This window comes from Desulfomonilaceae bacterium (assembly GCA_041662605.1).
Lineage (GTDB): Bacteria > Desulfobacterota > Desulfomonilia > Desulfomonilales > Desulfomonilaceae > CAJBEZ01.
In genome coordinates this window covers 82,471-101,351 of record JBAZSD010000004.1, presented here as the reverse complement: position 1 = coordinate 101,351, position 18,881 = coordinate 82,471, and the positions used below count along the sequence as shown (strand labels likewise).

17 protein-coding genes and 1 tRNA gene are annotated in these 18,881 nt (G+C 47.8%); 4 read left to right on the top strand and 14 right to left on the bottom strand.

Features of this window, described 5'->3' with window-relative positions; genetic code table 11:
* Positions 1-26 precede the first annotated feature (26 nt).
* On the top strand, positions 27-1,745 hold the full coding sequence (locus tag WC647_04830; GenBank protein ID MFA6221617.1) for a discoidin domain-containing protein: 1,719 nt from the start codon (positions 27-29) through the stop codon (positions 1,743-1,745).
* A gap of 77 nt (positions 1,746-1,822) precedes the next feature.
* A complete protein-coding gene (locus WC647_04825; protein MFA6221616.1) occupies positions 1,823-2,647 on the top strand; it encodes an amidohydrolase family protein in 825 nt (274 codons plus the stop codon).
* 46 nt (positions 2,648-2,693) lie between these two features.
* Here WC647_04825 and WC647_04820 read toward each other — a convergent pair whose 3' ends face one another.
* From WC647_04820 to WC647_04805, 4 genes are all read right to left on the bottom strand, one after another.
* The gene (locus WC647_04820) at positions 2,694-3,278 is read right to left on the bottom strand and encodes an indolepyruvate oxidoreductase subunit beta (GenBank protein MFA6221615.1); all 585 of its coding nucleotides are present in this window, start codon (positions 3,276-3,278) and stop codon (positions 2,694-2,696) included.
* 3 nt (positions 3,279-3,281) lie between these two features.
* Positions 3,282-5,204: a thiamine pyrophosphate-dependent enzyme gene (locus WC647_04815; protein MFA6221614.1), complete on the bottom strand. Its 1,923-nt coding sequence runs from the start codon at positions 5,202-5,204 to the stop codon at positions 3,282-3,284.
* 418 nt (positions 5,205-5,622) lie between these two features.
* Complete coding sequence (locus tag WC647_04810) at positions 5,623-5,913, bottom strand: nucleotidyltransferase family protein (protein ID MFA6221613.1); 291 nt, start codon at positions 5,911-5,913, stop codon at positions 5,623-5,625.
* A gap of 373 nt (positions 5,914-6,286) precedes the next feature.
* Positions 6,287-6,616, bottom strand: a complete 330-nt coding sequence (locus WC647_04805) for a hypothetical protein (protein MFA6221612.1) — start codon at positions 6,614-6,616, stop codon at positions 6,287-6,289.
* Positions 6,617-7,039: 423 nt separating this feature from the next.
* On the opposite strand from WC647_04805, the gene WC647_04800 reads away from it, so the two are divergent.
* Positions 7,040-7,324: a hypothetical protein gene (locus tag WC647_04800; protein ID MFA6221611.1), complete on the top strand. Its 285-nt coding sequence runs from the start codon at positions 7,040-7,042 to the stop codon at positions 7,322-7,324.
* A gap of 91 nt (positions 7,325-7,415) precedes the next feature.
* Positions 7,416-7,502, top strand: a tRNA-Leu gene (locus WC647_04795).
* A gap of 128 nt (positions 7,503-7,630) precedes the next feature.
* Here WC647_04795 and cbiR read toward each other — a convergent pair.
* The 10 genes from cbiR to nifA all read right to left on the bottom strand — a co-directional run bounded on the left by cbiR (position 7,631) and on the right by nifA (position 18,857).
* A complete protein-coding gene (gene cbiR / locus WC647_04790; protein ID MFA6221610.1) occupies positions 7,631-8,422 on the bottom strand; it encodes a cobamide remodeling phosphodiesterase CbiR in 792 nt (263 codons plus the stop codon).
* Between the two features lie 13 nt (positions 8,423-8,435).
* On the bottom strand, positions 8,436-9,185 hold the full coding sequence (gene cobS / locus WC647_04785; GenBank protein ID MFA6221609.1) for an adenosylcobinamide-GDP ribazoletransferase: 750 nt from the start codon (positions 9,183-9,185) through the stop codon (positions 8,436-8,438).
* Between the two features lie 10 nt (positions 9,186-9,195).
* Positions 9,196-9,891, bottom strand: coding sequence for a type 1 glutamine amidotransferase (locus tag WC647_04780; GenBank protein MFA6221608.1), 696 nt, complete (start codon positions 9,889-9,891; stop codon positions 9,196-9,198).
* On the bottom strand, positions 9,888-11,603 hold the full coding sequence (locus WC647_04775; protein MFA6221607.1) for an NAD+ synthase: 1,716 nt from the start codon (positions 11,601-11,603) through the stop codon (positions 9,888-9,890). Before WC647_04775 ends, WC647_04780 begins: the two co-directional genes overlap by 4 nt.
* Before the next feature lie 200 nt (positions 11,604-11,803).
* Positions 11,804-13,216, bottom strand: coding sequence for a type I glutamate--ammonia ligase (gene glnA, locus WC647_04770; protein MFA6221606.1), 1,413 nt, complete (start codon positions 13,214-13,216; stop codon positions 11,804-11,806).
* A 118-nt stretch (positions 13,217-13,334) separates the two neighbouring features.
* A complete protein-coding gene (locus WC647_04765; protein MFA6221605.1) occupies positions 13,335-13,673 on the bottom strand; it encodes a P-II family nitrogen regulator in 339 nt (112 codons plus the stop codon).
* Between the two features lie 98 nt (positions 13,674-13,771).
* Positions 13,772-14,983, bottom strand: a complete 1,212-nt coding sequence (locus tag WC647_04760) for an ammonium transporter (protein MFA6221604.1) — start codon at positions 14,981-14,983, stop codon at positions 13,772-13,774.
* Between the two features lie 347 nt (positions 14,984-15,330).
* Complete coding sequence (locus WC647_04755) at positions 15,331-15,669, bottom strand: P-II family nitrogen regulator (protein MFA6221603.1); 339 nt, start codon at positions 15,667-15,669, stop codon at positions 15,331-15,333.
* Positions 15,670-15,771: 102 nt separating this feature from the next.
* Entirely contained in the window at positions 15,772-17,010 is a 1,239-nt protein-coding gene (locus WC647_04750) for an ammonium transporter (GenBank protein MFA6221602.1), read from the bottom strand.
* A gap of 281 nt (positions 17,011-17,291) precedes the next feature.
* On the bottom strand, positions 17,292-18,857 hold the full coding sequence (gene nifA / locus WC647_04745; protein ID MFA6221601.1) for a nif-specific transcriptional activator NifA: 1,566 nt from the start codon (positions 18,855-18,857) through the stop codon (positions 17,292-17,294).
* Positions 18,858-18,881: the final 24 nt, after the last annotated feature.

The following is an 18,881-nucleotide window of genomic DNA, read 5'->3' as shown; positions in this document are numbered from 1 at the left end:
TATTTTGCTCCAGATGAGAAAGAAAAGTGAGTCTTACAGAAAACAGGAAACCAAAGGGATTTTTAAGGAAATTTGTATTTGTTTTTCTCTATATAACTTTCATTTTTGCGGTCATTTTTGGCGCTCTAGCTGGGCTTGAATACTACGCGTATCTGAAAGTCAAGGATTCTCCGCTCGGACAAGCTTATAAGGGCAAGGACATGGATCTTGCCAGAAGGAGTTCCCAGACGGTGGCTCCTCAATTCGGGTATGAGCCTACCCCGGGATTCGCTGCTGTCAGGAACACCCGCCTCGGAAACTCCCTCGAGTATATCGACGATGAAAGCTTCAAGGATTTTGAAAACGTTCCAGCGGAAAAACCTAAAGATGAATTCAGGGTTATCGTTACAGGCGGTTCTGTAGTTTATGGAAGAGGCCCTGTTCCTCCTTCGGACGCTATCTGTGATTATTACGAAGTTACTTTTCGGTGGACTATCCCCCATATTATCCAGGAATTGATGAACGCGGACCCCGACATCAGGCAAAAAATAGGAGGGAAGAGAGTTCGTGTAATCAACGCCGGTGTGCCAGGTTTTGTTTATCAAAACAATCTAATGCGCTACCTGGCTAAACTCCGTCTCTATAGTCCGGATTTGGTCATCGCTCTTGATGGGGCTAATGAGGTCCATACTGTGGCTCGGCCCTTGAAGGATTGGAATTATTTCTCTGAAGGGCCTTATTTCGAAGTTACCAGTGAAATCATGGACATGAGTCGGAAAGGCCTACTCAATTACGCGACTCTGTGGCTAAAACGCAACACATATTTTTTTACCTGGTTGGCCATGGAAAAAGGCGAAGGGCCCGGGATTCTGATGGAGAATAGGGGATTTGCCGCTCACCCGCAGGACCCGACTCCGGAAATGATGCAATACCTTAGAAATAATATTCAGCAGGTTGCTGATGTGATGGCTATATATCATTCCAGCTTGCAGTCGGATCGTGTCCCGCACGTGTTTGCCTTGCAGCCGATGTTCAGGAACAGCAAGAAAGAGCGTACGCCTATCGAACAGGAAATAGAAAAAGTCACGGGTATGGAGAAGATAGGATTCTACGATTCTCGTATGACATATAACGAATTTGTGGACAAGATTAAGAAAAGGGCGCAGGAAGCTCATTTTGAAGTTCTGGATCTCACTCAAATATTTGACCGCACTCGTGAATGGGTATTTACCGATTGGTGTCACGTGACTAATGGCGCCAATTTTGTCATGGCGAAAGCTCTTTTCAATGATGTCAAACAGAAAATATTTGGCCTTCCGTTGACGGAATCCAACAGATTGCAGTCGCCACCTGACTCATATTTTGCTGACTATTCAAAGGACGCAAAGGTGTTGGTTTCCGGCAAAGCCAGAGATGACGGGCTTAGCATCCTGAAAGGATATCCCGGCCCAAGAGGCCTGGAAATTCCTGCCGGGAAGGATTCCGCTGTGCTCTTGGATCTTGAAAAATCCGTCCCGATATCACGTCTCAGAATTGTCTGGGGAAATGAGGAGACCGTTCCAAAGTCATGGAAAATAGATTTCTCGGAAGATGGCCAGAATTGGAAAAACTGGTTTACCGAAGAAAAAACAAAAACAGACCCTTATGACCAGTGGCCGGGTTTTGAACATTACTCAGCTAATGAAACCAATGCCAGATATGTGAGGTATTCGCAGGATCCCAGCCTCGGTCAAATTTATTTGCGACAGCTAAGTCTTTTCAGATGAAAGTGGAAACACCTATTGGGGGACTCTTGATGATGGGCGCTCATCGGTCCTGAATATCAGTAGGGAAGGTAATAAAATTGAATGTTATTGACTTTCACGTGCATGTAGGGAAACGCGAGCATCTTATCAGCTCCTTCATAGATTATTTCATAACGCAGTATGGAACTGAGGCTTTAAAGGCGATGGAGGCTCTGACTCCCGAAACCTTCGGGGCCTTTCTTCGGGCTGAAGGAGTTGACAAGGCTGTTTTGCTCTCCGAATACTCACCAAAGGTCACAGGGGTGGTTCCGAATGAATTCACAGTAGAGTTCGCCGGAGGTGACACCAATCTGGTACCTTTTGGCGCCATAGATATAAATTCGTCGATTGGCTGCGGAGTCCAGGCGGAACATGCTCTAAAGTCTTTAGGGTGCAAGGGCTTGAAACTTTTACCATCTTACGGCCATTACTACCCAGACGATTCTAGAATGTACCCGGCTTATGAAGTCGCTCAGAGCCTTGATTCGATAGTGATGTTTCATACAGGGACATCACTGTTTCCCAACTCTCTAATTCGTTTTGCCGACCCGCTTCTCCTCGATGATGTGGCGAACGATTTTCCTCATCTTAGCATTCTCATGTGTCATGGTGGCAGACCCTTCTGGTATAAGCAAGCCGAGTGGATGTTGAGAAGACATTCCAATCTTCACATCGACATCTCTGGTATCCCTCCGGCTCAAATACCTGACCATTTCCCAAAACTCGAGCAATACTATGATCGCTTTGTATTTGGGAGTGACTGGCCTAACCTTTGGTCTATCAAGTCACAGGTTGAGCAGGTGCGAAGGTTGCCGTACAATCCTGAAGTCATAGAAGCCATTTTATGGCGAAACGCTTCACGTCTTCTTGGTCTGGAACTTTAGATCTTACTTGAAAATCCCGACTTTACGCCCGGAATCTTTCCAGCGCCTAACCAACATCAAGGGCTTTGATGTTGATATCAATATATTGTGGGGGGGTAGTTTGCCGCACAGCCTCTATCATAGTTTCCATGTCAAAAGGCAAAGCCTTCTCACGAGTAAGTCTACCCAGGAGGATAACATTAGCGCTTTCCGACAAACCTAATTGCTTCGCTTTTGCGCTTGCGTCGACAGGTATAACCCTGTTTGTGACTTTCTCAAGTTCCAGCTTAATTGCATCCAGGGAAGGGTAATCGGCCATCCCGAGCCTTACTGCCAAGGGCTGAAATCTCTGCGTGTTATAGATGATCACTCCGTTACGTTTCAAAAAAGGCATCGAGCGCAACGCCTCAAGAGGTTCAAGAGCAACAACTATGTTGGCCTCGCCCTTAATTATCAAAGGGCTTCCCTCAATGTCCTGACCAATTCTCAGGGTTGAGATTACCACTCCTCCGCGTTGGGCCAAACCGTGTGTCTCCGAGCCTATAGCTTTCCAACCCTTTATTTGAGCCGCTGAAGAAAGAATGCGAGTAACGGACCCAATTCCGAATCCTCCAACTCCGCTTACATAGATGTTCAAGTTAGATCCATTCATTTTTTAAACCCTCTGGAAATCTTCGATCCTTTTCATCGGCTTTTCTTTCATAGGGCAAGTTTGAACACAGGTAGCGCAGCCAATGCACAAATCGGTGTTGATAAAGACTCTCTGATCATCTAACCTTTCAATAGCCGGACAAGCGAAGCCCTTGAGGCAGTTCTGTATGTTTCGACATATGTCCAAGTCAATTCGAAGAGGGTTCGCCAGTTTTCCGGCTTTACGTTCCATTCGTGTTCTATATAGAGCGCACGGCTCCTGCTGAATGACAACAGCCACTCCTCCATCGGGAGATTGCGCGAACTCAAAGGCTCTTTTCAAGGCTTCTTCAACCTTTGCGCAATCATAGGAAGGCACTCGTTCAATAAAACGGATTCCGAAAGCTTTTAGAATTTCGTCAATTGATATTCTTGGAGCAGGGCCGTTGGCTCCGAACCCGCTATTTGGATTCGGTTGATGGCCTGTCATGGCTGTGATGCCGTTGTCCATCACCATAATCACCTGACGGTGTTTGTTATAAACCGCGTTAACTATTCCCGGCATAGCGGCGTGAAAAAATGTCGAATCGCCCACAAAACTTATGACCGGCTCCGACGGAAACGCCTTTGAAACTGCGCTGGCTGCAGGAGCGCCTGATCCCATGCAATAAAGAAGGTTTCCCAGATTATAAGGGGGGAGATACCCGAGGGAGTAGCACCCTATGTCAGCCATGGAAAAAGCTTCCTTGTCTTTCCCAATAGCCTTCTTGGTCGCGTAAAAGGCGGTTCTGTGCCCACAGCCCGGACAAAGTTGCGGAGATCTCACGGGAACTGTCACCGAACTTTCGTAGTAATCCAGGGATGTGTCCAGTCCAAGTCTTTGTCCCAATATCTTGACCAGTCTCGTAGGATCGTATTCACCTATCATCAAATCGAGTTCTTCTTCCAGGCCGGACTTTCCGATAATATTGGCTTGTATCCCCTGATCATAACAAAAACTCTTTATTTCGTTTTCGAGAATAGGGTCAAGTTCCTCAAGGATGTGAACCTGGTCCCCGGATTCTATAAATCTTTCGATGGCTGCTTTGGGTAGGGGATGTGTCATGCCCAGTTTAAGAATGTCCGCGCTTCCTCCAATATGCTCCAGAGCGCTAACCGTAGCCTGAAAAGTATGTCCGTAAGAAATTATTTTTGTCGTAGGCTCATCAGGCCCGACCCGCATTGATTTATTGACGCCGAGGTTTTCAAATTCATCCCTGATTTTGGCAAGATTTTGGAGAGCTTTACGTTTGAGAGGCGGGAAGGTCCCTGGTAATGGAACATAGCCGCCCTCACGCTTCATCTCTGCGTTATTCCAGTTTAGTTCAGCTTTTGGAGGAGCTTTTTCACCAAATATTACAGGCCCGACCTGGTGACAATTTCGAGTAGTGGCCCGAACGAAAATCGGAGCCTGATACTTTTGAGAAACCTCCATCGCGGATACCAGGAAATCTTTTGCTTCCTGGGGATCAGAAGGCTCTATAAAGGGAACATAGGCGAGTCTGGCGTAATAACGGTTGTCTTGCTCATTCTGTGAACTTAGATGCCCTGGATCATCGCCCAGAATGACCACAAGTCCACCCGGCATGGTCAGGTATGAGAGTTGAACAGCAGTGTCAGCAGCGACATTGAGGCCGACTGATTTCATCCAGCATACGGATGGACGTCCAACAATCGCGGATGTCGCCGCAATTTCTAAAGCAACCTTTTCGTTGGTAGAAATTTCGAAATAAATACCGGCTTTCTGCGATATCGCCAGTAAAGCGTTCGCCATCTCGGCCGTAGGGCTTCCAGGATAGCATGTAGCTACTTGTACCCCACTTTCAATCATGCCTCTCACAAAAGCGTAGTTCCCCATGAGGTTAGCTTTTGTCCCCGACTCTTCGAGAAGAATATCGTATTCCGACATTTTGTCCCTGAGCCATCCTTTTTTTGATGAGTTACCTTTGTATATGTTATTTAGTATTGTTTTGAGAACCGTGATTGTCAAGTAACAGAAATAAAGTTTGTTCAAGAAAGGCGCTAAAAAGGTCAAGATCAAAAAAGCGCTTCAAAAACGTTGAGACATAAATTAGACTGGTTTTAGCGAGGTCTGCGACCGTAAACATTTTGAACAAACAATCATTCGTAATTACAATCAGTTCACTGCCGGAAAATTCAGTGGCGGTGGCGCTACCATCTGGTAGAAATCCGAAGAATATTAAATTGCTTGGCTGGAATATTGGGATGTGTTTCAGCTCTTTGAAAGCGTTCTTTCCCAAGAACAGTATAATTCTGAATATTATTCATGGCGTCCAACATGTCGACAAGCCGGCCTCGGTCATCCCTCATAACGGGGCCGCTTCTTTCAAGATTTGAGACCGAACATTTTCTCGGAGGCCACCTTCATGCACTACATCCACGTCAACGCCAAGCAACTCTCGGAGTTCAAAGAGCAACCCTCCAAGGTCAAAAAGCGTGCGCCCAGGCTCCATATCAACAAGAAAATCTATGTCGCTGTCCACGCCAGTCTCGCCCCTCACCACGGAACCGAATATACGAACATTTCTGGCCCCGTAAGTAGCGGCTAAACGTAAGATATCATCCCTTTTCTCACACAACAATTCTAGATTGGCCATTGCGACACCCTTGTAGACTCAATAACCTCAACAAAATCAGTACAGCTTCTACGACTAAATTAGGGCGCCTGTCAATAATACTTTAGTTGCTACTGTTCTCGGGTTGGCTTTGCCAATTCGATTTGGGGGAGTTTATGGCGCAGCCTTGGGGAACTATTTAGGAGAGAAGTTAGAGCGTTTGCAGTGTAATATAAACAATTGACATAAAAATAAAACATATTATACATTTAAATGTATTGGACACCCCATGTGCAGAGGACATAAGCGCCTCACCACGTTGCCGTCCGAGGGGTAAGATAAATCGAGAGGCTAACCGTCTGCTCGTCCCAACCCAACGGTTTCAAACCACGGCATGAGAGCACATGGGTTTTCTTTATTTAAACGGATAAATAGTCTGTAAAACGTAGTTTGGATTTTCCCTCCTTACGACTACTTTGAAACATGTTCCGTCTGGTGTTTGACCTGTAAACGCGTAATAATTCTCGCCGGTTCCCTTCTCAGGCCATTGTTTAGTAAATCTTAGCAACTCAAAAACGCAGGGAACAAGTCTATAACGACTAACTCTGACTAATAAGGGCTTTTTATCAAGATGATAGTGAAAATCATCAATAAAGAATTTTACCGGCGGTTTTAGCTTTGCCGACATTATATAGGGTCTTCCTCCTCCCTTTTGAGACACCTTCCTCCCAAAGAATTCAATCATTGACCTCACCTCCTGGAAGACTCTCTTATTTTGCCTATGGGCTATTGGCGCTTTTCGGCAAAGGAACATAATGCCCCAACGGTTATTTTTAAGTCATAATATTATCGTAGGAATCACAATGGCAAGTTTTCTGCCTGGAAATTCAGTCGATCAAGTTCTGCAGTAAGGTCTGCCATCCATAAATTAGGGCCTGTTGGGGCGTCCCCCTTTTTGAGTAACCGTAAAACCGATATTTGAAATGTAACTTTTATGATTATACGGATCAACCAGTCAGGTCAAGTTTGATTAGCGAAAACAGTCTTCAAAACCGTTCTTGACTGCGGATGCTTTTTATGCGACAATTACTGCACAAGTGTAGTAATCGAATTAAGGATTCGAAGACATACGAAGATTAGTTCAAGTACTCTCGTTTGGCGGGTTCACATGCCGGTGTCCATGAAAAAGGCCGTTTGTTTGATTTGTCTGGTCGTGTCGTTGTTCGGCGCCAAGTCATATTGTTTGGCCCAAACATGTCAGGCCACGGACTATTCAGCATCTTGGTCCACAATGGCTCATGAAGAAAATTCCGTGATTGCCAGCGTCCTATACATCCCGTATTTAGTGTTACAGATCCCTGTCCGTATAATAGACGCAATCGTCGACCCCAAACCAACCAGCCAAGCTACTGTCCCGCCTCAGGCCCATAAAGGTCCTGGAATAGTTCGCTGACAAGACCATCAACGTTTCATGATAGGTGACGATTTGAGACCATAATATTGGTCTTGACAGGTCCCGGCTAAGATGTGAAAATACCTGATGGGCCGAAGTGGCGGAAGTGGTAGACGCGCCAGGTTCAGGGTCTGGTGGGCGTAAGCCTGTAGGAGTTCGAGTCTCCTCTTCGGCACCATAAACCATAGAACGGAAAAAGCCGTCTGAAAATTATTCAGACGGCTTTTTGTTTTTGCTCACGGCGCGGTCGACAGTTACGCTGAACGGTCCAACGCCCCGAACCTTTCATCGGAGAAATAAAAAATCCTATTGGGCTTCCATCGCGAAGGAATCAAGAGTCCTCGTTTTTCTCATAAGCCTAGCCAGGGAATTCCAGAAAATTTCTACCGAATCGAGAAAATCAGCCTTATTGAACACTTCGATAGTGACTACACCTCGAAAGTGTTTATGCAGAGTGTCCACTATGGGGTCTAATTGAGAAGAGGGGACGAAAGCGAGACTCCTATGGTCCGTTTCCGCCACCCCATGAAGATGGACGACTCTTGCTCTAGGCAGCCACTGTTCCAGATATTTTAGCGCATTATGTCCGTGTTTCCACAAATGACCAACGTCGGGACAGCATGAAACTGGTACCATGTCCAATATGTGCTCCATCATTGAAGGAAGTTGCGCATCATGGTTTTCAACACAAATTTTCCCTGGGTCACCAGCGACTTGTATAAGGGTTTCTAAAGACGAGCGAGTGTTTCTCTCCCATGCCTTGAAATCGTAATTCGACTGCTTGTGTTTGGAGTCAACATGAACAATATAGGCTTGCGGTTTAAGTTTTCGAGTCGCTTCAATCACCGTTATCGCCTTATCTAACGCTGGATCTTCATCCGCTAGGTATAAGTCCAAAGGTAGATGCGCCGTATAGGTCAAGTCATACTCGGATGACAGTTGGGCCAATTCATCGATCTCTTCTTCTGATGGAAAGCTGTTCCATGAATCGTTCAATTCAAAAAAGAGCAACTCGATGTCTTGGGTGTGGCCCGCCAGGAGGCGAACATTGGTGTTTACTCCAGCCCTGTAAATATATGAGGTAGTGCCTAGTCTCATTATCCGGAAATTCCTATTTAAGGCAAAGCGCCAACAATACGGTTACTTCAGTCAATTCGCACATGGACCCCAAAACGTCCCCGTTAACAAAACCTACTTTTGATTCGGAGAAGGTCCGGAACCAGGTCGCTGCTCCGTAAGCGGCGGCGACAGCGAGCAAGCCTGTTAGTCCGGCGAATAATCCCGTAATTATAGAAAATATCCAGCAAAAAACGCAAGCCCTTCGGTCGACACCCTGGAGAAAACCGGAGCCAATTCCGATATCGGGGGTCTTAGCCTCCTGCGACGCAAGTATCATCATCGATCTTCCAACAACAGGAGCGATGAAAATTCCTAACACAGGGGATTTTATGCTCATGATGGTCAAGATTTTGGCCAATATCAACAATATCAAGGCGATGGCGCCAAAAGCGCCGAGCCTCGAGTCTTTAAGTATCTCGCGCCTTCTTTCCGTCGGAACGGAGGCTCCGAAAGCGTCCCAGCAGTCTGTCCAGCCATCCAGATGTAATCCACCCGTCAAGACAACCCACAAGGTCACAACCAGAAGCGAAAGAATCGTCGGAGGGAACAGAATGGAACAAAACCAGTATGAAAGGCCAAGAATAAGCCCTATCATGGTTCCCACGACGGGAAAGGCCCAGGATGAACGACCAATTTCGATCATGTCCGGGGCCGGAGCGACCGGAGTTCTAAATACAGTCAGAAATCCGACAGTTATCCTAAACTCCCGGATTATCTTTTCAAAGCCCGATGTTTCCGACAACTATTACTCCTTATAAGCCCCTGGTGTAGCTGGAAGTCTTCATGAAGCTGAAAAAATTCTTGAACAAAAGATCGGCTATAATTGAAAGATTCCCTTGGATTTTGTTCATTTCATCCGTTATGGGCTCACATTCAGGAGTCCCGGAGAACCAATCCGCAAGCATGTCGCGGGTGACCTCGACATGAAACTGAAGTCCGTAGCCAGATCCGAACCTGAACGCCTGATGAGGGCATGCATCCCCGGATGCCAGCAAACCGCCCCCGACGGGAATCTGGAACATGTCTCCATGCCATTGAAAAACGGTAAATTCTGTAGGTAACCCGAGAAAGAGCCTGTCAGACTTACCAAGACCCGTCAATCCGACCTTCCGCCACCCCAATTCCTTTTCGGGAGATTGAACTACTCTGGCTCCTGCTGCTTTCGCTATCATTTGCGCCCCCAGACAGATACCAAGCAAGGGCGTCTTAAATCTGAGAGCCTTTTGGAGTAGGGCGGTCTCTTCCCTCAGAAAAGGATAGAGATCCTCATCATACACATTCATTGGACCACCCATTGATATTATCGAGTCGTAATACAACGCGTCCGGCGGAATTTTTCCACCGGCGAAAAGTGGAATTATATCTAGAGAGACTCCTCTCGATTGAAGAAAACTTCCTATATTTCCCGGACCCTCCGATGGATGGTGGGTCAATACTAAAGCTCTCATTTTTCTCTTTCCCTTCGAATGCAATTGGAACTCCCGTTGGTTATAGGTAGACGCCTGTCCCTACCGAAAGCTTTGGGAGTAATTTTAACACCGGGAGGCGCCTGTCTTCGTTTGTATTCGTTTATGTCGACCATTCGAGCGACTTCTCTTACTGTATCCGGTGGAAACCCCGAAATGTCCTCACAGGCCATGTCGTCTTCAACATAGGCCTTTAAAATAGGATCCAAAACACTGTAAGGAGGCAACGAGTCCTCGTCTTTCTGATCGGGCCTCAGTTCCGCAGTGGGAGGCCTCATCAAAATTGATTTAGGAATGATATCCGTGCCCGCCTTTTCGTTAGCGTATTCTGACAGTCTGTAGACCAGGGTTTTCGGAACATCCTTGATCAGGGCGAAGCCTCCCGCCGTATCCCCGTACAATGTGCAATATCCAACCGCTGTCTCGCTCTTGTTTGCAGTCGTCAACACCAGCCATCCAAATCTGTTGGATAGCGCCATGAGTATTGCCCCTCGAATCCTGGCCTGAAGGTTTTCGCTCTCAAGCCCTAAAGGCCCTGGGCCGAATGGGTCCCGAAGCGCAGACAGGAATGCAGTGTGTATGTCGGGAATGGGAACGGTTAGCAGTCTTATGCCCAGATTTGACGCCAGTAGACCTGCATCGGAAAACGTCTCGCTTGACGTGAAATCCGAGGGCATAGTCACGCCTACAACTCGATCCGCTCCCAGCGCCTCTACAGCCATGGCCGCGGTGAGAGCCGAATCTATACCGCCACTTAAACCGACCACAACCGTTTTAAAGTGGTTCTTTCCAACGTAATCGCCTAGCCCCAATATTAAAGCCTGAAAGATTTCTTCAATCTCCCCCAATTCCTCTGTTATGCGAGGAAGACTAGCCGTTCGGACGTTGGCCTCAGCGTGCCGACGAATCTCGGGACACGGACTGATTGGATTCCAGCATTTGACAGGTTTCAGCTTTGGGGAAACATCAATGTCCGTTATCAGAAGATCTTCCCTGAATCTGGCGGCCGACGCAATGAGCCGGCCATTTGCGTCAACAACGAAACCGCCTCCGTCAAAAACCAGTTCATCCTGGCCTCCAACAAGGTTGTTGAAGCAGACCACGCAATCTACAGCCTGTGCAAATCGTGTGGCTATGTTCTTTCTTATCTGGTATTTCCCGGCGAAGAACGGGGATCCTGATATGTTCAAGACTATATCCGCGGAGTTATTGATGGCGCAGGACTCTGTTATGGACCCTGGTATCCATATATCCTCACAAATTGTCACCGAGACACGGACCCCAGACAGATCAAAAACAAAACATCTGTTCCCAGGGGCAAAATATCTCTTTTCATCAAAAACCCCGTAATTGGGGAGTTCCATTTTATGGTAAATTCCAACAACTTCTCGTTCAAATAGTAAGGCCGCGGCGTTTCGCGCTCCACCGTCCACAACATCGGCAAATCCCACAAGCGCCGCCACCTCAAAACGCTCTCGAGCCAAATCCTTGAGCGCCTCTTGATTGTCGGATAGAAATCTTGATCTGAGAAGAAGGTCCTCCGGCGGGTACCCGGTCAATGCAAGCTCCGGAAATGTGACAAGGTCCGCTTCCGCCGCTTCCGCTAATCTGATTTGCGACAGTATCTTCCTCATATTGCCTTTGATGTCGCCGACTATTGGATTAATTTGCGCTTGAGCTATTCTCAGAATCATTGTTCTTGTTGAACCTCTTGCTGCTTACTGTCGGAAAACTAGCCATACGGCCCGGATTTAATTGTAACATACCCGGGATTTGATACGCGCCTTATCTGAAAAAAATGGCCGTCAACATCAAAGAGTGATTTTGACGGCCAACTGGTCCAGTCTTTTCTTACAATAGCGTAGGAAACAGAGTGAAAAACTTGGGCCTGTTCTTAAATGTCAAAGTATAGAGCGAACTCATAAGGATGAGGTCTCATTCGAATGGGGTTAAGTTCAGCATCCGTTTTGTATTCGATCCATTTGTCGATGGCGTCCTGGGTAAACACATCACCTTTCATCAGGAATTCATGGTCATTTTCAAGAGCCTTCAGAGCGTCCGCAAGATCTCCAGGAGTGGACGGAACGTTTTTGAGTTCTTCAGGGCTCAATGCGTAAATGTCTTTATCCAGAGGCTGGCCTGGATCCATCTTATTTTCAATTCCATCGATCACTGCCATCAGCAAGGCGCTGAACGCGAGATAACCATTACATGAAGGATCGGGCGTGCGGTATTCTATTCTCTTTGCCTTTGGGGACGCGCTGTACATTGGAATTCTACAACAGGCCGAACGGTTTCTGGAGGAATACGCCAGGTTGACTGGAGCCTCAAACCCCGGGACCAGTCTCTTGTATGAATTGGTCGTAGGATTGCAAATACCGCATAGAGCAGGAGCGTGTTTTAGAATCCCTCCGATTCCCCAAAGAGCCATTTGTGAAAGTCCGGCGTATTTGTCGCCGGCAAAAAGAGGTTCTCCACCCTTCCAGATGCTTATATGGGTATGCATTCCGGATCCATTGTCTTCGAAAAGTGGTTTGGGCATAAAAGTTACAGTCTTGTTATGACGCTTGGCCACGTTTTTCAGCGCATACTTGAACCACATGAGTTGGTCGCCCATTTGCACTAGCGGACTAAACTTCATGTCTATTTCGGCCTGGCCGGCGGTGGCGACTTCGTGATGCTGGGCTTCAATGATGATACCAAGACTCTCGAGCGTAAGAACCATTTCGGTTCTCAAATCCTGCTGGGAATCAGTTGGGGATACAGGGAAATAACCCTCTTTATGCCTGGGCTTGTATCCAAGGTTGGGCTCTTCATCACGGCCCGTGTTCCAGACGCCCTCTATTGAGTCAACCTGGTGAAAACCGTGGTTGGGGCCATAGCTGAACCTGACATCGTCAAATATGAAAAATTCCGCTTCCGGGCCGAAAAAAGCCGTATCGCCGATTTTGGTGTATTTGAGGTAAGCCTCGGCTTTCTGCGCTATGTTTCTCGGGTCACGAGAGTATTTTTCCTTGGTTACCGGATCCACTATATCGCAGATCAGCGATAGTGTAGGGTGGTCCATAAACGGATCCATGATAGCCGTGTTTGGGTCAGGTATTACCAACATGTCCGACGCGTGGATAGGCTGCCAACCCCGGATCGAGGACCCATCAAAACCAAAACCATCTTCAAATGAATCTTCTTCGAGTTCATGCAAAGGCACGCTGAAATGCTGCCACATGCCAGGAAAATCCATGAATTTCAGATCAACCATTACAGCCTTATTCGCTTTTGCGAATTCCAATACTCCTTTTGGTCCCATTAGTTACTCCTTTGGTCTTTCTTCATCCTAAACAAACGGCCATTTTATCGACCGAGTTCATCAGTTGGCCCGTAGCGCTGACTCAGACATGCAAGTTTCCCACAGAGCTGGGGTTGACTCAAAGAGCGTCCTCGTCACGCTCGCTAGTTCTAATTCTTATGACAGTTTCTACCGGCGTTACAAATATTTTTCCATCACCAATGCTACCGGTGCGAGCCGCCGCAATTATTTTTTCTATAACCTGATTTACCAAAGACGAATGGACAACCAGTTCCACCTTGATTTTTGGGAGGAAATCCACCAGATACTCAGCTCCCCGGTATATTTCCTTGTGGCCTTTCTGACGTCCGAACCCTTTGACTTCAGTGACGGTCATGCCCTGAACACTCAGAGAATTAAGCGCTTCTTTTACGTCGTCAAGTTTGAAAGGCTTTATGATCGCCTCAATTTTATTCATAACTGCTCAGTTCCCCTTTCCATCCAATCCCACTGGACCAGTGTTACGCGCTTGAGTTCCATAAAACAAGCTGATCGTGACAACTCGAGTCGTAATGATCAGAGGCTGTATCCCACTTCTCCATGAGCGGTCGTGTCTACCCCCAGCTCTTCGTCCTCCTGAGTTACACGCAGGCCCATTAAAGCCTTGATCGCATAGAGCAGCAGAGCTGTCACAACAGCGCTGTACACTAAGACAGCTCCTATCCCAATGACCTGAACCAGCAGTTGATGAGCGTTACCAAATAAAAGACCATCTCCTCCTTCCGCATTAATCAGCCGGGAAGCGAAAAGTCCCGTACAAAATGTTCCCCATATACCGCCGACACCGTGAATTCCGACAACATCAAGGGAATCATCATAGCCGAGACTATCCTTTGCCAGCACCGCTATATAACAAATTACTCCCGCAATTCCTCCAATGAAGAGGGCAGCCTCCAGTCCTACGTATCCACAAGCAGGGGTGATAGATCCAAGACCGGCTACCGCTCCTGAAGCCAGCCCCAAGGTGGTGGGCTTTCCTCTATGAATCCATTCGGCTACTACCCAGGTGATCGCTCCAGTAGCCGCTGCCATGTGAGTGACTATAAAGGCGTTGCCCGCAACCCCGTCGGCCGCCAAACGGCTTCCGGCGTTAAACCCAAACCATCCGAACCACAACAGACCGACGCCAAGCAGCGTCAGTGTCAGGTTATGGGGAATAAACGCCCGCGCTCCATAACCGCGTCTCTTTCCAACTACCAGGGCGGCCACCAAAGCCGCTACACCGCAGTTCAGGTGAACTACCAGGCCGCCTGCGAAGTCCAGTATTCCCAACTTCGACAACCATCCACCGCCCCACACCCAATGACAGATAGGGGCATAAACAACAGTCATCCACAAAAGTGTGAAGAGCACAAAAGGGCCAAAACGCATTCGCTCAGCAATCGCTCCGGAAATCAGCGCTGGAGTAATAATTACGAACATTGTCTGAAAGGCGAAAAATACGGAATGCGGTATAGTTAGCCCCTCTTTTACCTCAGATCCTACCCCGTGTCCGAAGAAGTAAGTCAGGTTTCCTATAAATCCTCCGACATCAGGGCCGAATGACAGGGTATAGCCCAATATCAACCAGAATATTGACGCCAGACCCATCAAAAAAAAGCTGTGCATCATTGTCGAGAGCACATTCTTGGACCTTGTCAGGCCGCCGTAAAAGATTGCCAGACCCGGAGTCATAACCAACACCAGAGCCGAGCAGATCATAACAAACGCAGTGTCGGCAGGGTTCATAAAAAGCCCTCCTCGTAAATTGTCCAGAGCCTTTACGGAGGAGGTCCGCCGGTAAACATTCGACCAACTCACAAGGCCTGAACGTGGATCCGTTGGTATGCCGAATTCACAATTTTGGCATTTCAGCAATTGATGTGCCAACAGATCAACGTTCAAGTAAACATTAGCTAACAAATTGAAATCAAAGAACTTAACTAATTAGCTCAATCTCGTTTACATGTCTTGTGTCTGAAAAATGCCTACGTTTTGGTAATAATAAACGACATTGTAGGACAATTTTGTAGGTTCTTCGGTGAAGCGTTGCCAAGAGAAATCCTACATTTCGGCAGGATTTCTCCTGGCAATATCTAGATGGCGTCCGCGTCCCGTTCCCCAGTTCTTATTCTGACTACCGTCTCTACAGGAAATACGAAGATTTTCCCGTCACCTATTGTTCCCGTTCTTGCGGCTGCTATGACCTTTTCAATGATCTGGTCCACGATGGCTGTTTCAACCACCATTTCAATCTTGATCTTCGGAAGAAAGTCGACAAGGTACTCGGCTCCGCGATAAATCTCCTTGTGTCCTTTCTGTCTGCCGAAACCTTTGACCTCAGTTACGGTCATCCCCTGGACTCCTATCGAGTGCAAGGCCTCTTTTACATCGTCCAGTTTGAAAGGTTTGATGATTACTTCTACTTTTTTCATTCGTATCCCCTTCCAGCTACTTCGTTAATTTGTTCAACACTTTATGATGTCCGGGACTCTGTAGCCAGTGGCCACGATTCCAGGACATGATTTTTCCATTTTTTAAATATTGTATGCTGTTTCCCCGTGTTCTGAGGTATCGCAGCCGATTACCTCGTTGTCATCAGACACTTTGAGCCCAACTATGGCCTTCACTACGTAAAGGATTATCAATGTGGCCACGAAAGAGTAGACAACAGTGGCAAGCACAGCCACAATTTGAATCCAGAGTTGCCCGGGGTTACCAAAGAATAGCCCGTCACTGCCGGCCGGATTGATAGCTTTCGACGCGAACAGCCCAGTGGCGATTGCGCCCCAGATACCGCCAACTCCGTGTACGCCCACAACGTCCAGGGCATCGTCATAACCAAGAGAAGACTTGGCAAGCACTGCCAGGTAACACACCACACCAGCCACTGCTCCCAGAATTACCGAAGATACGGGCCCTATGAATCCGGAAGCGGGCGTGACCGCTACCAGACCGGCGACTGCGCCTGAGGCTACGCCTAGAGTGGTGGGTTTACCTCTAATAATCCATTCAGCGGCCAGCCATGAGAGAGCAGCGGCCGATGTGGCCATATGAGTTACAACAAAGGCCATTGCCGCTCCTTCGCTTGCGGCCAGCGCGCTACCAGCGTTGAAACCGAACCAGCCGAACCATAGCAGGCCTGCGCCAAGCAGCGTCAATGTGAGGTTGTGAGGAATCATCGCCGCCTGGCCATAACCTTTTCTTTTGCCTACTACGATAGCGCAAGCCAAGGCGGCTACACCAGCGTTTATATGGACAACCGTGCCGCCTGCGAAGTCAAGAGCCCCCATGCCGGCGAGCCACCCGCCCGGACCCCACACCCAGTGAGCCACCGGACAGTATACAAACGTGATCCACAATATCATGAACAGCACAAACGAGCTGAACTTCATTCTCTCGGCGAAAGCTCCAGTAATTAGAGCCGGAGTAATAACCGCAAACATGCACTGGAAAATCATGAATGTTGTGCCTGGAATAGTCATGGTCTTTGAAGGATCCACGAGGTCCGGAAACAAAGACGCCCCTATATTGTTGAGAAAGAAGTAATGAGACCCTCCCAGCCATCCGCCTAGAGCGTCCGGAGCAAATGCGAGACTGAAACCGTAAAACATCCAGATTATTGACGCCAGAGCAATCAGAAAAAAACTATGCATCATCGTTGACAAAACGTTCTTGGCCCTGGTCATGCCACCGTAAAACATCGCCAGACCGGGCGTCATCAGCAAAACTAGGGCTGAGGATACTAGAACCCAGGCATTATCAGCTTGATTCATCTTTCTACGACCTCCATTATTGTTGCTTAGTCTTAAGCCTATGATCTTCTCGTCTTTGCTGAGCGCTCTTGTGCGATTTTGCTTCGAGTAACAGGTTCCTAATGTGAACCGGGGCTTAAGTTTTAATGGAGACAGAGCAAGCGTGGCGCCAAAGTTGTAAACATCAGGAACAAAATACGTAAGGCTTCGAAATAACCTTGGATAGCCTGAAGTCATCAACGATTGCGCCGCGAAAATTGAATGAAAAAGATACACAAATGTATCTTTAAACTACGTTGTTGTTACGATAACGTACGAAACCTGGTCGGATCTATCCCATACTTTCGGACACGCAAACCCATGATACGCTCCGTCAGGCCCAAAGCCCGAGCCGCTTTGGCCTTGTTACCCCCAGCGGCCTTAAGAGCGTCAACGATCAGGTCACGCTCAACCGTTGTAAGTGTGGAGTCCAACGTCCCGAAATGGGCTGTGCCACTAGCCTCCGCTGTCTGCAGGGTTGGCGGTAGGTGATGGGAATGAATCACCTGGTCGGAACTCAAGAGAACCGCTCTTTCGATGCAGTTTTCCAACTCCCTGACATTACCCGGCCAATGGTAACTCATGAGCATGTCTATAGCGGGCGTCGCAATTCTTAAGACAGGCTTGTCGTTAGCGCGGCTGTATTTTTCAATAAAATAGTCCGCCAGTAATGGTATATCCGTCTTTCGTTCCCTTAGAGGGGGAACGTGTATGGGAAATACGTTGAGCCTGTAATATAGGTCGCTCCTGAAAGAGGACTCCGCGATTAAGGTCTCAAGATCCCTGTTTGTCGCGGCTATGATTCTTACGTCTATTTTCAGAGTAGTAGAACCGCCTACACGCTCAAACTCCTTTTCCTGAAGCACTCGAAGGAGCTTGATCTGGGTTGTAGGGGACAAGTCACCAATTTCATCGAGAAAGATTGTCCCCGCATGGGCCAACTCGAAACGCCCTTTTCGTGTGGCGATAGCGCCGGTAAACGCTCCTCGCTCGTGGCCAAATAGCTCGCTTTCCACAACACTCTCAGGCAGGGCCCCACAGTTAACCTTCACAAAAGGCTTGTCGGCCCTTGGACTGTTATAGTGAATAGCGTGAGCCACCAACTCCTTGCCAGTGCCGCTTTCCCCTCTTACCAAAACGGTGGCCTCACTTGGCGAAACCTGAGAAATCAGATCGTAAACAGCGCGCATGACTTTGGAGTTGCCAACGATATTGGACGGCCGGAATTTTTCCCGCAATTCACTCTGCAGCCGCGCGTTTTCCTCCATGAGCCTCTGCCGTTCTTCCTGAGCCTCCTGTCGTAAGCGAACCGCCTGAGCGATCATGGATGCGATAATGGATAGTAAGCGAACATCCTCCTCAAATGAAACGCCCTCTTCGAAAAGTCTGTCGGCGCTGAGCGCTCCAATGACCTCGTTTCCTATTTTTATGGGAACACAAATAAAGGATATGTCGGTTTTCTGTAAACGCTTGCGCGCTCCCGTCCGATCCAGAAACATGGGCTCATCCGATATGTGAGGAACAATAGCGGGTTTTCCTGTTTTTACGACTTGTCCGGTAATTCCCTCACCGGGTCGGTATCTTCCCCGTTCTTTCTGAACTTCAGATAACCCGTGGGCAGTTTCAATCATGATTTCACCGGATTGTCTGTTCAAGAGCGTAATGGTTCCCCGCATCATCCCCATCTGCCTGGCGATGGCCTCCAGAACTGGGCCTACAACTTCGGCCAACTCTATTGACTGATCAAGAATTTGACTAACTTCAAACAGCAGCAAAAGTTCCTGTAGTTCTCTTTTAACCGCTGGTTGCTTATCTTTTTTAATAGCCATATAAACCCTTTCATAAGGCACGAT

Excerpts from the sequence above, each read along its gene's own strand:
- WC647_04820 (MFA6221615.1), bottom strand. The coding sequence starts at position 3,278 with ATGAATGGATCTAACTTGAACATCTATGTAAGCGGAGTTGGAGGATTC.
- WC647_04810 (MFA6221613.1), bottom strand. The coding sequence starts at position 5,913 with ATGGCCAATCTAGAATTGTTGTGTGAGAAAAGGGATGATATCTTACGT.
- WC647_04765 (MFA6221605.1), bottom strand. The coding sequence starts at position 13,673 with ATGAATAAAATTGAGGCGATCATAAAGCCTTTCAAACTTGACGACGTA.
- WC647_04755 (MFA6221603.1), bottom strand. The coding sequence starts at position 15,669 with ATGAAAAAAGTAGAAGTAATCATCAAACCTTTCAAACTGGACGATGTA.
- WC647_04805 (MFA6221612.1), bottom strand. The coding sequence starts at position 6,616 with ATGATTGAATTCTTTGGGAGGAAGGTGTCTCAAAAGGGAGGAGGAAGA.
- WC647_04815 (MFA6221614.1), bottom strand. The coding sequence starts at position 5,204 with ATGTCGGAATACGATATTCTTCTCGAAGAGTCGGGGACAAAAGCTAAC.
- WC647_04750 (MFA6221602.1), bottom strand. The coding sequence starts at position 17,010 with ATGAATCAAGCTGATAATGCCTGGGTTCTAGTATCCTCAGCCCTAGTT.
- nifA (MFA6221601.1), bottom strand. The coding sequence starts at position 18,857 with ATGGCTATTAAAAAAGATAAGCAACCAGCGGTTAAAAGAGAACTACAG.
- WC647_04775 (MFA6221607.1), bottom strand. The coding sequence starts at position 11,603 with ATGATTCTGAGAATAGCTCAAGCGCAAATTAATCCAATAGTCGGCGAC.
- glnA (MFA6221606.1), bottom strand. The coding sequence starts at position 13,216 with ATGGGACCAAAAGGAGTATTGGAATTCGCAAAAGCGAATAAGGCTGTA.
- WC647_04800 (MFA6221611.1), top strand. The coding sequence starts at position 7,040 with ATGCCGGTGTCCATGAAAAAGGCCGTTTGTTTGATTTGTCTGGTCGTG.
- WC647_04780 (MFA6221608.1), bottom strand. The coding sequence starts at position 9,891 with ATGAGAGCTTTAGTATTGACCCACCATCCATCGGAGGGTCCGGGAAAT.
- cbiR (MFA6221610.1), bottom strand. The coding sequence starts at position 8,422 with ATGAGACTAGGCACTACCTCATATATTTACAGGGCTGGAGTAAACACC.
- WC647_04760 (MFA6221604.1), bottom strand. The coding sequence starts at position 14,983 with ATGAACCCTGCCGACACTGCGTTTGTTATGATCTGCTCGGCTCTGGTG.